Origin of the sequence: Azospirillum sp. ST 5-10, from assembly GCF_051225715.1 — a bacterium.
GTDB lineage: Bacteria > Pseudomonadota > Alphaproteobacteria > Azospirillales > Azospirillaceae > Azospirillum.
Genome location: NZ_JBPJSP010000015.1, coordinates 80142 through 93773 on the forward strand (window position 1 = coordinate 80142; position 13632 = coordinate 93773).

At 71.1% G+C, this 13632-nt stretch carries 11 protein-coding genes; 6 read left to right on the forward strand and 5 right to left on the reverse strand.

Annotated elements, in window-relative coordinates; all coding sequences use genetic code 11:
* Position 1 precedes the first annotated feature (1 nt).
* The 5 genes from ACSBPG_RS17645 to hypA form a co-directional block, all read right to left on the reverse strand.
* A complete protein-coding gene (locus ACSBPG_RS17645) occupies positions 2 to 1399 on the reverse strand; it encodes a GntP family permease (protein ID WP_435538510.1) in 1398 nt (465 codons plus the stop codon).
* A 99-nt stretch (positions 1400 to 1498) separates the two neighbouring features.
* Complete coding sequence (locus ACSBPG_RS17650; RefSeq protein ID WP_435538511.1) at positions 1499 to 2278, reverse strand: 3-hydroxybutyrate dehydrogenase; 780 nt, start codon at positions 2276 to 2278, stop codon at positions 1499 to 1501.
* 608 nt (positions 2279 to 2886) lie between these two features.
* Positions 2887 to 3693, reverse strand: coding sequence for an enoyl-ACP reductase FabI (gene fabI, locus ACSBPG_RS17655; RefSeq protein WP_435538512.1), 807 nt, complete (start codon positions 3691 to 3693; stop codon positions 2887 to 2889).
* Positions 3694 to 3781: 88 nt separating this feature from the next.
* Positions 3782 to 5212, reverse strand: a complete 1431-nt coding sequence (locus ACSBPG_RS17660) for a bifunctional enoyl-CoA hydratase/phosphate acetyltransferase (protein ID WP_435538513.1) — start codon at positions 5210 to 5212, stop codon at positions 3782 to 3784.
* A gap of 367 nt (positions 5213 to 5579) precedes the next feature.
* The gene (hypA, locus tag ACSBPG_RS17665; protein ID WP_435538514.1) at positions 5580 to 5975 is read right to left on the reverse strand and encodes a hydrogenase maturation nickel metallochaperone HypA; all 396 of its coding nucleotides are present in this window, start codon (positions 5973 to 5975) and stop codon (positions 5580 to 5582) included.
* A gap of 190 nt (positions 5976 to 6165) precedes the next feature.
* On the opposite strand from hypA, the gene ACSBPG_RS17670 reads away from it, so the two are divergent.
* The 6 genes from ACSBPG_RS17670 to ACSBPG_RS17695 are packed head-to-tail and all read left to right on the forward strand — an operon-like array spanning position 6166 to position 13626.
* On the forward strand, positions 6166 to 9960 hold the full coding sequence (locus ACSBPG_RS17670) for a proton-conducting transporter transmembrane domain-containing protein (protein ID WP_435538515.1): 3795 nt from the start codon (positions 6166 to 6168) through the stop codon (positions 9958 to 9960).
* A 13-nt stretch (positions 9961 to 9973) separates the two neighbouring features.
* Positions 9974 to 10927, forward strand: coding sequence for a respiratory chain complex I subunit 1 family protein (locus tag ACSBPG_RS17675; RefSeq protein ID WP_435538516.1), 954 nt, complete (start codon positions 9974 to 9976; stop codon positions 10925 to 10927).
* 15 nt (positions 10928 to 10942) lie between these two features.
* Entirely contained in the window at positions 10943 to 11380 is a 438-nt protein-coding gene (locus ACSBPG_RS17680; RefSeq protein ID WP_435538517.1) for an NADH-quinone oxidoreductase subunit B family protein, read from the forward strand.
* 10 nt (positions 11381 to 11390) lie between these two features.
* Positions 11391 to 11891 (forward strand): 4Fe-4S binding protein, encoded by a 501-nt coding sequence (locus tag ACSBPG_RS17685; RefSeq protein ID WP_435538518.1) that lies wholly within the window; start codon positions 11391 to 11393, stop codon positions 11889 to 11891.
* Entirely contained in the window at positions 11891 to 12529 is a 639-nt protein-coding gene (locus tag ACSBPG_RS17690; RefSeq protein ID WP_435538519.1) for an NADH-quinone oxidoreductase subunit C, read from the forward strand. Before ACSBPG_RS17685 ends, ACSBPG_RS17690 begins: the two co-directional genes overlap by 1 nt.
* A complete protein-coding gene (locus ACSBPG_RS17695) occupies positions 12526 to 13626 on the forward strand; it encodes a nickel-dependent hydrogenase large subunit (RefSeq protein ID WP_435538520.1) in 1101 nt (366 codons plus the stop codon). The genes ACSBPG_RS17690 and ACSBPG_RS17695 overlap by 4 nt, the downstream gene beginning before the upstream one ends.
* Positions 13627 to 13632 lie beyond the last annotated feature (6 nt).

A 13632-nucleotide genomic window follows, 5' to 3' on the forward strand; every position in this document is an offset into this window, starting at 1 on the left:
ATCAGACCCAGCCGGTCAGGTAATAGACGCCGATGATGGCGAAGGCGGCGAGGGTCTTGCAGATGACGATGCCGAAGATGTAGGGGTAGGCTTCTCTGTGATTGAGGCCGCACACGGCCATGATGGTGATGACCGCACCGTTGTGGGGCAGCGAGTCCATGCCGCCGCTGGCCATGGAGGCGACGCGGTGCAGCACTTCCAGCGGGATGCCGGCGGCGTTGGCGGTGGCGATGAAGCTGTCGGCCATCGCCGCGAGCGCGATGCCCATGCCGCCCGACGCCGAGCCGACGATGCCGGCGAGCGCGTTGATGGTGATGGCTTCGTTGAGCAGCGGGTTGGGGATCGAGGTCAGGGCGTCGCGGATGACGATGAACCCGGGCAGGGCCGCGATCACCGAGCCGTAGCCGTACTCGGTCGCCGTGTTCATGGTCGCCAGCATGGCGCCGCCGACCGCCATCTTGCTGCCCACCGAGAACTTCTCCTTCAGGGTCTTGAAGGACACGGCGACCAGGAACAGGCAGGCGATGCCGAGTGAGATCTCCACCGACCAGATGCCGATGACGCCGGCCAGCTTCACCGTGAACGGCTTGGTGATGGCGTTCATGGTCACGGCGATCTCGGCCGGGTACCAGACCGGCAGCATCTTGGTGAAGACCAGGTTGAGCACGCCGACCAGGACCAGCGGGCTGATCGCCAGCCACGGGTTGACGAGTTTCTCCTCGGACACCCGCTCGGGCTCCTCGCGCAGCTCGCAGGTGGCGGCATAGCCCTGGCCCTTCGCCATCAGGCGGCGGCGGGACCACTCCAGATAGATGAAGCCGCTGCTGAAGATGAAGAAGGCGCCGATCAGCCCGAGGATGGGGGCGGCGTAGATGGTGGTGTGGAAGAAGGTGGTGGGGATGATGTTCTGGATCGCCGGGGTGCCGGGCAGGGCGTCCATCGTGAAGGTGGCGCCGCCGAAGATGATGGTGGCCGGGATTAGGTTCTTCGGCACGTCGCACGAGCGGAACATCGCCGCGGCGAAGGGGTAGACCGCGAAGACGACGACGAACAGCGAGACGCCGCCGTAGGTCAGCAGGGCCGAGACGATGCAGATCGCCAGGATGGTGCGCTCGCGGCCGATCAGGCGGAGCACCGCCGTGACGATCGACTGGGCGAAGCCCGACATCTCGATGAGCTTGCCGAAGACGGCGCCCAGCAGGAAGATCGGGAAGTAGTTCTCGACGAAGACCACCATCTTGCTCATGAAGAGGCCGCTGTAGACGGGCAAGATGTTGGCGGGATCGGTGAGCAGCACCGCGCCCAGCGCGGCGATCGGCGCGAACAGGATGACGCTGAAGCCCCGGTAGGCCACGTACATCAGGAACGCGAGCGAGAGGATGCAGACCAAGAAGCTCATGTTTGACCTCCACCGGTGGTGGGACGGCGGATCGCGGGCGGCCGGGGCGGTGCCGGGCCGGCCGCGGACCCGTCGGTCGGCGCGGCGACGCGGGACGCCTCAATGGGCCGTGTAGCCGCCGTCCACGGCGAAGGTGGCGCCGGTGATGGAGCCCGCTTCCTCCGAGCACAGGAAGGCGATGGTGGCCGCCAGGTGCTCGGCCGGGATGAACTTGCGCGTCGGCATGTTCTGCAGGAACACGGTCTTCATGACCTCCTCCTGCGACAGGCCGGTGACCTGGGCCTGCTGGGCCAACTGCTTCTCGATGATGCCGGTCAGCACCGTGCCGGGGCAGACCGCGTTGCAGGTGATGCCGTGCTCGGCCACCTCGATGGCGACCGACTTGGTCAGGCCGATCAGGCCGTGCTTGGTGGCGACGTAGGCCGGCTTGTGCGGGGCGCCCACCATACCCAGCACCGAGGAGGTGTTGACGATGCGGCCCCATTTCCGCTCGATCATCGCCGGCACCGTCGCCTTGATGATGTGGAAGGCGGCCGACAGGTTCACCGCCAGCAGCAGGTCCCACTTCTCGTCGGGGAATTCCTGCACGCTCGCCACGTGCTGGGTGCCGGCGTTGTTGACGACGATGTCGAGCGGTCCCAGCGCGTCGACGGCCTGCGCCAGCATGGCGCGGATCTCCGCCGGGCGGCTGAGGTCGGCGCCGGAGTAGACGATCCTGGCGCCGCTCTCGGCCGCGATCTCGGCACACAGACGCTCGATCTCCCCGGCGTCGCCGAAGCCGTTGAGCATCACGTTGCACCCGCGGCGGGCGAGTTCACGGGCGGTCGCCAGGCCGATGCCGCTGGTGGAACCCGTAACAAGGGCGCTTCTGTTCTTCATTTTTTTGTCCTCGAATGTCGTGAGGGTCGGGTGCGCGCCACGGCATCGGAACGCCGCGCGGTCACGGCGTGCCGTGACTGCTGCTTTCCACTGGTCTGGACGGATCGCCGTCGACGCTGTCCCGCCGGGACGGGTCTAGGGCCACGCCAACACCGTTGTGCGAGCGGTGCGTTTCGCGCAGACATCTCACTGCAAGCACCAAGCCAAAACGGCTAATCCTTATTGGATAAGGGGTTGAAGCGCCGCCGTCGGACGGGCGGGGAGCGGCGTGTCTGCGATCCGGCACAGTGGCTCGGGCGTGCGGCCCGCAACCGCGGAATTCCATGCCGCCGCCGTGCGTCGGATTTTGACAGGGGCTGTTCGGGATCTTGACGGAGCGGGGGCGGACCGTGCCGGCCGGGCGGTGCCATCCCCGGACCGCCGGCCCGTGGCGGATTGCCGCGGCGCCGGCGGTCCGGGGATGGCGTCGGCCGGCGTGCCGGCCGGACCGCCAACGCGAATCGCTTCGCCGGCCGGGTTCGGTCCCGGCCGGCGAAGCGCCGCAAGGCTCCATTGTGCTCGAGGCGCGCCGGGGCGGGGGCGAAGCGGTGCCGCCCGCCCCCGGCGCTTCAGCCGACGGTGTTGTAGCCGCCGTCGATGTAGTGGAGTTCGCCGGTCACCGAGCGGGCCGCCTCGGTCATCAAGAAGCCCGAGAAGGCGCCGACCTCGTCGATCGTCGTCAGCTGGTGCGTCGGCGCGCGCGCGGTGACCTTGGCGATCAGCTCGTCGAAGTGGCCGATGCCGCTGGCGGCGCGGGTCATCAGCGGCCCCGGCGACAGCGTGTTGACCCGGATGCCCTTCGGCCCGAGCTCGGCGGCCAGGTATCGGGTGACGCTCTCCAGGGCGGCCTTCACCGGCCCCATGATGTTGTAGTTCTCCACCACCTTGTCGGCGCCGAGATAGCTGACGGTCTGGATGGACCCGCCCTCGGGCATCAGCGGTTCGGCCAGCTTCGTCATGCGGATGAAGGAATGGCACGAGACGTCCATGGCCAGCATGAAGCCGTCGCGCGAGCAGTCGGTGACGCGCCCGTGCAGATCGGCCATGGGGGCGAAGGCGATCGAGTGCAGCAGGCCGTCCAGGCGGCCCCAGGTGCGGCCGATCTCCTCGAAGACGGCCTCGAGTTCGCCGTCCCGGGTGACGTCGGCCTTCGCGATGATCGGCGCCCCGATCTGCTCGGCGAGCGGGCGGACGAACCGTTCCGCCTTGTCGTTCAGGTAGGTGACGGCGACGTCCGCGCCCAGCGCGCGGTACGCCTTGGCGCATCCCCATGCGATCGAATTCTCGTTGGCGATGCCGATGACGAGGATCTTCTTGCCGGCGAGGCTGAACAGCGCCGGGTTGGGGGACAGGGTGGAAAGGGACGTGTCGGGCATGTTCGTGTTCTCCCGCTCTCGGTCGAGAGCCTGTTCAGAGGAAGGATTGACGACCGGACATGGTCGCGGAGGAGGGCGGAGGGTGGGGTCAGCCCCGGCGTTCGGCGTGGGCGAGCATCAGCGCGACGGCGCACGAGGCGACGCGGGAGCGCTCGTTGTCGGACCGCGACGTCAGGATGATGGGGCAGCGGGCGCCGAGCACGATGCCGGCGCCGTCGGCACGGGCGAGCTTCGACAGTTCCTTGGCGATCATGTTGCCGGCCTCGAAGTTCGGCGCGACGAGGATGTCGGCGCAGCCGGCCACCTCGGACGCGATGCCCTTGATGCGCGCCGCGTCGGGGTCGACCGCGTTGTCGAAGGCGAGCGGCCCGTCGACGACGGCGCCGCTGATCTGGCCCCGGGCCGCCATGACGGTGAGCGCCGCGGCGTCGAGGGTGCTGGGGATCTTCGGGCTGACGGTCTCGACCGCCGAGAGCACGGCGACGCGCGGCCGCTCCAGGCCCAGGGCGTGCGCCAGATCGATGGCGTTCTGGGTGATGTCCACCTTGTCTTCGAGGGTCGGGAACATCATGACGACCGCGTCGGTCACCAGCAGCGGCGTCTCGCGCCCCTGCGGGTGCATGACGAAGACGTGGCTGATCTTGCGCCCGGTGCGCAGCCCGGTGTCGCGGCGGACGACCTCGGCGAGCAGGGTGTCCGAGTGGAGGCTGCCCTTCATCACGGCGTCGGCCTTGCCGTCCCGCGCCAACGCCACGGCGGCCGCGGCGGCCGAACGGTCGTTGCCGGCCTCGACGATGGCGAGGTCGGCGAGGTCGAGCCCGCACCGATCGGCGACGGCCTGGATCGTCGCCCGCGGGCCGACGAGAATGGGGACGATCAGGCCGCGCCGGCCGGCCTCGACGGCACCGCGCAGCGAGACCTCGTCGCAGGGATAGGCGACCGCCGTCCGGATGGGCGGCAGGTCGCGGCAGCGCTGGAGCAGCGCCTCGTGCCCGTCATGGTTGAGGAGCTGCAGCTCCGGCAGGGGCGGGCGCTGGCGCAGGATCTTGTCGACCGGCGCGATGACGAGGGCGGTGCCGGTGACGACGTCCTTGCCGCCCTGGTTCACGCAGCGGCAGTCCAGCGTCACGCGCTTCTTCTCGTCGTCCTTCGCCACCACCGTGACGGTGACGGTGATCCGGTCGCCGGGCTTGACCGGGCGGCAGAAGCGCAGGTCCTGGCTCAGATAGATCGTGCCCGGGCCCGGCAGCGTCGTCCCGAGGACGGCGGAAATGAACCCGGCGGACAGCATGCCGTGGGCGATGACCCCGTGGAACATGGACGCATCGGCGTACTCCTGGTCCAGATGTGCGGGATTCACGTCGCCGGAGACGGCGGCGAAGAGCACGATGTCGCGCCGGGTGACCGTGTGCTCCAGGCTCGCCGAACGGCCGAGATGCAGCTCGTCGTAGGTGACGTTCTCCATGATGCCGGGCGGCCCGAGCGTCGGCAGCGCCGTGTCGGGGAGAAGAGAGTCCATGATGGTCGTTCCTGATGCTGGCAACGTCGTGGTGGCGCGGCCCACCGGCACGGACGGATCGCCTGCGGCGCTGTCCTGCCGGAACGGCGGTCGGAAGACCGCGCCACCGCGGCTGTGCGTGCGGTGCGTTTCGCGCAGGGACCGCACTGCAAGCACCACGCCAAAGCGGATACCCCCTATGGAATAAGGGAATTGAAGGGGGCGGTGCCGGGCGGTCGGCGATCGGCGTGTCGGCGATCCGGCACAGTGGCGTCGGCGCCCGGCGCGCGGTCCAGGAACCGCGCGCCCTCGCGGTGCGCCGGATTTTGACGGCCACTGTTCAGGATCTTGACGGGGCGCCGGCGGCACGCGGCGCACGCCGCCGGCGTCAACGGGCGGACGGCTCCGCGGCCATCGTTCCCTGTGCGTCGTCCTCGGCGGCGCGCCGCCCCTCGAAGCTCTCGACGTAGAGTTCCCGCCCGCCCGTCACCTCGGCGTCGGCGGCGCCGCAGGCGGGACAGACGAAGCGGTAGCCCGCCACCTCCCACGGCCGGTCGCAGGCGCGGCAGCGGGCGGTGATGGGGATCTCGTCGATGACGAGGCGCGCCCCGTCCGCCGGCGTTCCTTCGGCGAAGATGTCGAAGCACCCCCGCAACTGGCGATGGTCCAGCCCGTGCAGCCGGCCGATCCTCAGGCGGACCGACAGGATGCGGTCCATCCCGTGCTCGTCGGCCTTCTGCATCAGGATGCGCATCACGCCCTCGACGATGGCCGTCTCGTGCACGGGTCGCCTCCCTTCGCCGGCGCCGCCCCGGGGGCGGCCCGGCCCCCAGTATAGACGGCCGCCGCCGCCATGGTGTCGGCAAGCCGACAGCGCGACGCGACCGTGCTGTCGGCTGGCGGACAGACTTTCCGGCCGGAGCGCCTAACCTCCCGACAGACTCGCACCGCGTTCGACGCGAAGGGAGGCTGCGATGCTGGCGATCACCGCCGTCGATCCCATGGCTCTGGCCTGGATGGGCGCGATCTTCCTGCTGTTCGGGGAGGCCGCCGCGCTGGCCAGCCTGCCCAACCTTCCCCGCGTCGTCATCGTCTCCACCGTCGCCGAGGTCGGCTACGTGCTGATCGGCCTGGGCCTGGGCGGGCCGGCCGGCGAGGCCGGTGCGGTGCTGCACGTCGGCAACCAGCTGGTGATGCGGGGGCTGGTGGTGGTCGCCGGCTGGTACCTGATCCGCCGCACCGGCTCCTCCAGCCTCGACGACCTCGCCGGCAGCGCGCGCCGCATGCCGCTGGCGACGACGCTGTTCGGCTTCGGCATGTTCTCGGTGATGGGGCTGTCGCCCTTCAAGGGCTCCTTCTCCAAGTTCCTGATCCTCTACGCCGCGATCGAGCAGGGCCAGTGGGCCCTGGCGGCGGTCGGCACCGTGGCGACCGTCGTCGCCGCTGTCTACTACATGCTGCTCATCCAGAAGGTGTGCTTCGAGCAGCCCGACCGCCGCGTGGCGCTGGAGCCCGGCCCGCGCGGCGCCATGCCCCTGGCGGTGGTCCTGGCGCTCGTCACCATCGTCGTCAGCCTGTGGCCGAAGCCGTTCCAGCACCTGGCCGAACAGATCGCCGGCGTGGCCGGAACGGCGGCGGTGCCGGAGTTCGAATCGCCCTGGGCGACGCTCGTGCTGGTGCCCTACGTCGGCGGCTTCCTGATCTACGCGCTGGGCCGCCTCGCGCCGCGCCTGCGCGATCCCGCGGCCATCCTGCTGGCCGTCGCGACGGTGGTCGTGGTCGCCGCCGACACCACCCTCGACCCCGCCTCGCGCCTGTTCGCCCTGCTGTTCGCCGCCGTCGCCGCCGTCATGATCGTCTATTCCCGGGGCTATATGGCCCGCATGGAATGGACGAACCGCTACTATTTCTTCGCCTTCCTGATGACCGGCTCGATGCTCGGCCTGGCGACGGCGCACGAGTTCGGCAACTTCTACGTCTTCTGGGAACTGATGACCTGGACCTCCTACTTCCTGGTCATCCACGAGCAGACGCCGAAGGCGCTGCGGGCCGGCTTCCTCTATTTCCTGATGTGCGCCGCCGGCGCCTACGTCATGCACTTCGGCATCCTCCTCGTGCACGCCGAGGTGGGCTCCTTCGAGTTCGCGGCGCTGGCCGGTGCGGTCGACTCCGTGCCGCCGCCGGTCGGGCTGCTGGCCGTCGCCTGCTTCTTCGTCGGCTTCGCGGTCAAGGCCGGGCTGGTGCCCTTCCAGGCCTGGCTGCCGGTCGCCCATCCGCAGGCGCCGTCCGCGGTGTCCGGCCCGCTGTCGGGCATCCTCACCAAGGCCGGCGTCTTCGGCATGGTGAAGGTCCTCTACGTGGTCTTCGGGGCGGCGGCGCTGGCGCGCTTCTCCGCCGCCGGGATCGACGCGGCGACGGCGCTGGTGGTGCTGGGCGGTGCTACCCTGCTGTTCGGCGAGATCCGCGCCGTGGTCGAGCCCGACCTGAAGCGCATGCTGGCCTACTCCACCCTGGCGCAGGTCGGCGAGATCGCGCTGGTGCTCGGCCTCGGCACGGCGCTGGCGACCGACGCGGCGCTGCTCCACGTCACCAACCACGCCGCCATGAAGACGCTGCTGTTCTACGCCGCCGGCGGCTTCGTCCTGCGCACCGGCCTGCGTCGCATCGACGACCTCGCCGGGCTGGGGCGCGTCATGCCGGTCACCGCCGGCGCCTTCGCGCTGGCCGCCGTCGCCATCATGGGCCTGCCGCCCTTCGCCGGCTTCGTCTCCAAGTTCCTGATGATCTACGCCGCGGCCGAGGCGGGCCACGTCGTGGCCGCCGCGGTGCTGCTGCTCGGCGGCTTCATCGCCGTCTTCTACTACACCCGCGTGCTGTCCGTGCTGTTCTACCAGCCCTACGCGGGGCGCGGCGGCGTGACCGAGTCGCCGGCCTCGATGCTGGCCGCCATGGGCGTGCTGGCGGCCGCCATCCTCCTCGGCGGTCTGGCCCCGGGCTGGCAGCTCGACCTGGTCGCCCCGGTCGGCGCCCTGGTGGCGGCGCGCGGCGGCCTCGCCCCGGCGGTCCTGCCCGAGCTCGGCGCGGCCTGGCCGCTGGCCGCCGCCCTGGTGATGGCGGGTGCGGTGGCGGTGCTGCTGGTCGGGCGCCGGTCGGTGGCGTGGTCGGGACGCCTCGCCGTCCTGGTCCTCGTCGCCGCGGTCGGCGCGGTGGCCGTCGAGGCCGGACGCTACGACGGGCTCTCGCTGGGCTTCGCCCTGCTGATCGCCGGTGTCGGCGCGCTCAACATGCTGCACGCCACCGCCTACCTCGCCGAGGGCCATGCGCAGCCCCGCTTCTACGCCGCCTTCCTGGTGATGATCGCCGGGCTGCTCGGCCTGACCGCCGCCGCCGACCTCTTCAGCTTCTTCTTCTTCTGGGAGCTGATGAGCGGCTGGGCGCTGTGGGCGGCGATCGTCCACGAGGAGACCGCGGCGGCCCGGCGCGAGGGCTTCAAGTACTTCCTCTTCAACACCGCCGGCGCCAGCCTGATGTTCCTCGGCATCGCCCTGCTGGCGGCGCGGACCGGGACGCTGGAGCTGAGGGCGGTCGGCGCGGCACTCGCCGTCCTGCCGGTCGAGGCGGTCGCCCCGGCGGTGGTCCTGGTGTTCCTCGGGCTGGTCATGAAGGCGGCGATGCTGCCGGTGCGCATCGACTGGCAGATGCACCCGGCCGAGGCGCCGACGCCGGTCTCCGGCTACATCTCGGCGGTGCTGCTGAAGAGCGGCCCGTGGGGTGTGCTGAAGCTCTTCGTCCTGTTCGGCGGCGCCGCCGTCTTCACCCGCCTCGGCGGCACGGTGGGCGGCCAGCCGCTGCTGCTGGCGGCGATCTCGGCGATCGCCGGGGCCACCATCCTCTACGCCGGGGCGATGGCGGTGGTGCAGAGCGGGATCAAGCGGCTGCTGATCTACTCCACGGTCTGCCAGCTCGGCTACGTGCTGATGGCGCTGTCGCTCGGCACCTCGCTGGGGGTGGCCGCCGGGCTGATGCACTTCGTCAACCACATGCTGCTGAAGGACACGCTGTTCCTGGTGGCCGGCGCGGTGATGGTGCAGAGCCACGCCACGCAGCTCGACGAGCTGGGCGGCCTCGGCCGGCGCATGCCCGTCACCTTCGCCATCTTCCTGTTCGCCGGCCTGTCGCTGTCCGGCCTGCCGCCGCTCAACGGCTTCGCGTCGAAATGGCTGATCTTCGAGGCGGCCTTCCGGTCCGGCCACTGGTTCCTCGGCGCGGCGGCGATGATCGCCAGCCTGTTCACCCTCGCCGCGGTGCTGAAGTTCGCCCACGCCGCCTTCCTCGGCGCCCCCACCGAACGGGCCCTGGCCGCCCGCGAGGCGCCGCCCGCCATGCTGGTGCCGATGGCCGTGCTGACCGCCGCCGGCGTCGCCGTCGGCCTGTTCCCCGGCCTGCTGCTGGTGCCGATCGCCGCCATCCAGGCCGAGCTGGGCCTGACGCCGGTCGCCGCCACCCTGACCGGGCCGCTGCCGGGGGCGGAGGGGTGGCATCCGGGCCTGCTGACGGTGGTCCTGCTGCTCCTCGGCCTGGCCCTGGTGCCGTGGCTGCGGCTCGGCCGCCGCAGCGGGATCGTCCGCAGCACGATGCACGAGTGCGGCGTCGGCGACCTGCCGGCGGAGCGGACGCGGGTCGTCGCCGCCGGCCTGTTCGAGTCCGCCGACGGCGCCATCCGCGGCTGGCTCGCCGGCCGGCGCTTCGGCGGCCACCGCCAGGCTTGAGGGAGGAACGGACATGTCCACGCCGCTCGCGGTCATCCTCGCCACGCTGCTGTTCCCGGGCGGTCTCTTCGCCCTCGCCCTCGGCCTCGCCCTCAAGGGCGTCGACCGGCGCTTCGCCGCCCGCCTGCAGGGCCGCGTCGGGCCGCCGCTGCTGCAGCCGCTCTACGATCTCGTGAAGCTCGGCTTCAAGCGGACCATGGAACCGGTCACGGCGTGCGGGCCCGTGTTCTTCGGGGCGCCGCTCGCCGGGCTCGTGTCGATGCTGGCCGCCGCCGCCCTGCTGCCGATCGCCGGCCTCTACACGCCCGACCCGGCGCTCGGCAACCTGCTGGTGGTCCTCTACCTGCTGATGGTGCCGGGCATCGCCCTGATGGTGGCCGGCTCGGCCTCGGGCTCGCCCTACGGCGCCATCGGCTTCTCGCGCGAGATGGTCATGATGCTCGCCTACGAGGGGCCGATCGTCCTGGTGGCCGTCGCCGTGGCGCTGCGCACGGGCGCCGAGAGCGGCATCGTCACCTTCTCGCTCGGCGAGATCGTCGCCCACCAGCGGGCGCACGGCGCCAACCTGTTCGACCCGGTGATGTGGCCGGCGGTCGCCGCCTTCGCGCTGTTCCTGCCGGCCAACCTCGGCATCGTCCCCTTCGACATCCCGGAGGCGGAGACCGAGGTGCTGGAAGGCCCGCTGCTCGAGTACTCGGGCCCGGTGCTCGGCCTCTTCAAGGCGATGTCGGCGGTCAAGGCGGTGGTGGTGCTGGGCCTCGGCATCGCGCTGTTCCTGCCGCTGCCCCTCGACGGCGCCGGGGCGCTGGCGGGCTGGCTCGTGGAGATGACCGTGCTGATGCTGGGCGGCGTCACCCTGGTGCGCGTCTCGGCCGGCCGCATGCGCATCGACCAGGCCTTCGCCTTCTTCTTCAAGTGGCCGCTGCTGCTCGCCGCGGCGAGCCTGGCGGCCGTGGTCGCGATGTGAGGGGAGGGACCCGAGATGTCCGTGCTCGCGACGCTCAAGACCATCGCGGCGAAGTCGCCGTGGATCTACCGGATCAACGCCGGCTCCTGCAACGGCTGCGACGTCGAGATGGCGACGACGGCGCTGATCCCGCGCTACGACGTCGAGCGGCTGGGCTGCCGCTACTGCGGCAGCCCGCGCCACGCCGACATCGTCCTCATCTCCGGACCGCTCACCCGCCACGTCCTCGACGCCGCCCGGCGGGTCTTCGACGAGGTTCCCGATCCCAAGGTGACGGTGGCGGTCGGGGTCTGCCCGATCTCCGGCGGGATCTTCCGCGAGAGCTACGCCGTGCTGGCGCCGATCGACCGCTACTTCCCCGTCGACGTCAACGTCCCGGGCTGCCCGCCGCGGCCCGACGCCATCATCGAGGGGATCGCCGAGGCCGTCGCCATCTGGCGCGACCGGCTGTGAGGAGCCGACGATGAACATCTTCAGCCTGTTTGTCCGCAATCTCCGGCACGGCCCCTACACCGAGCCGTTCCCCTTCGCTCCGGCGCCGACGCCGCCCCGCCTGCGCGGCCGCGTCGCCTTCGAGGTGGAGCAGTGCGAGGGCTGCCGCATGTGCGAGCGCATGTGCCCGGCCGGGGCGATCCGCTTCGCCCGCACGCCCGAGGGCATGACCTTCGACTGCTGGCACGACACCTGCGTCTTCTGCGGCAACTGCGCCTTCCACTGCCCGACCAAGGCGATCCACCAGACCGCCGACTGGCACCTCGCCCACCGGCAGGACGGCAAGTTCGCGCTCGTCGAGCACGGCCTCATCCCCAACCAGGTCTGCACGGGCTGCGGCGCGAAGGCGCTGGCCACCGCGCCGGTGGTGCGCCGTGCCAGCCCGCCGCTGACGGCGGAGGACATCGGGCAGCTTCGCACGCTCTGCCCGAAATGCCGCGCCGCCTTCCTGAAGAGCCGGAGGGCACGCTGATGACCACGCGACTTCCCGAGGACATCGAGGCCCGCCTGCGCGTCGCGGCGCCCGGGGGCATCGCCTTCACCGCCGACACCGACGGCAACGGCGTGACGGTCGCCTGGTGCGAGCTTGCCGACAAGGACGACCTGGTGCCGGTGGCGCTCGCCCTGCGGGCACTGGACGCGCGCCTGTCGATGATCGCCGGATCGCAGCCGCCGGCGCCGCCGGAGGCGGACGAGGAGGAGGAGGCGGAGGGGGAGCCGGACGGGGAGGGCGGGGCCGGGGCGGCCGGGGCCGTGGAGCCGCCGCGGACCTTCGGCGGCACGCCGATGGACGGCACCTCCTACGAGATGACCTACCATTTCGACCTCGCCGGCGACACCCTGACCGTCGTGGTCTTCGTCGCCGCGGGGGACTTCGTCGATTCCCTGACGCCGCTGTTCCGCACCGCCGACTGGGCGGAGCGCGAGATCATGGAGACCTACGCCCTGACCGTGCGCGGCCATCCCGATCCGCGCCGCCTGTTCATCGACCCCTCCATCGACCCGGCCGTGCTCGAACGCCTGGTGCCCTTCTCCGCGCTGGTCAACGCCACCAGCACCAAGGAGCTGTGGGCCAGGGTCATGGACACGGCGAAGGCAGGTGCCGCATGACCACCGCCGCCGCTCCCGCCACCTACACGATTCCCGTCGGGCCGCTGCACGTGGCGCTCGAGGAGCCGATGTACTTCCGCATCGACGTCGACGGCGAGACCGTCGCCCACGTCGACATCAACGCCGGCCACGTCCACCGCGGCGTCGAGTACCTCGCCACCAAGCGCTCGCTCTTCCAGAACGTCGTGCTGACGGAGCGCATCTGCTCGCTGTGCTCCAACAGCCATCCCGAGACCTTCGCCATGGCGGCCGAACGGATCGCCGGCATCGCGGTGCCGGAGCGCGCGGCCTACCTGCGGGTCGTCGCCGCGGAGGTCAAGCGCGTCGCCTCCAACCTGTTCAACGTGGCGGTGCTGGCGCACCTCGTCGGCTACGAGACGCTGTTCATGCACGTCATGCAGGTGCGCGAGATCGTCCAGGACATCAAGGAGACGGTGTTCGGCAACCGCATGGATCTCGGCGCCATCTGCATCGGCGGCGTGCGCTACGACCTCGACGCCGAGACCACCGGCTACCTCGCCGCGGCGCTGGACCGGCTGGCCCCCGAGGTCGCCGCCATCGAGGCGACCTACCACGACAACGGCTCGATCCTGCGGCGCACCCGCGGCATCGGCGTGCTGGGCGAGGCCGACGCCGTCGCCTGCGGCGTGGTCGGGCCGGTGGCGCGGGCCAGCGGCATCGCCTACGACGTCCGCAGCGTGGCGCCCTACCACGCCTACGACCGGCTGCCGCTGGACGTCCGCACGCGCGGCGACGGCGACGTGTGGTCGCGGGCGATGATCCGCCTGCACGAGGCGCGCCACGCCATCGAGCTGGTGCGCGCCTGCCTCAGGGACCTGCCGGACGGCCCGGTCAACGTCGGCGAGCAGCCCGACGTCCCGGCCGGGCGGGCGGTGACCCGCTGCGAGGCGCCGCGCGGCGAGCTGATCTACTACCTCAAGACCAACGACACCCCGCAACCGGAACGGCTGAAGTGGCGCGTCCCCAGCTTCATGAACTGGGACGCCCTGCGCTTCATGCTGCGCGACGCCAAGGTCGCGGACATCGCCATCATCGTCAACAGCATCGATCCCTGCGTCTCCTGCACGGAGCGCTGACGCTCC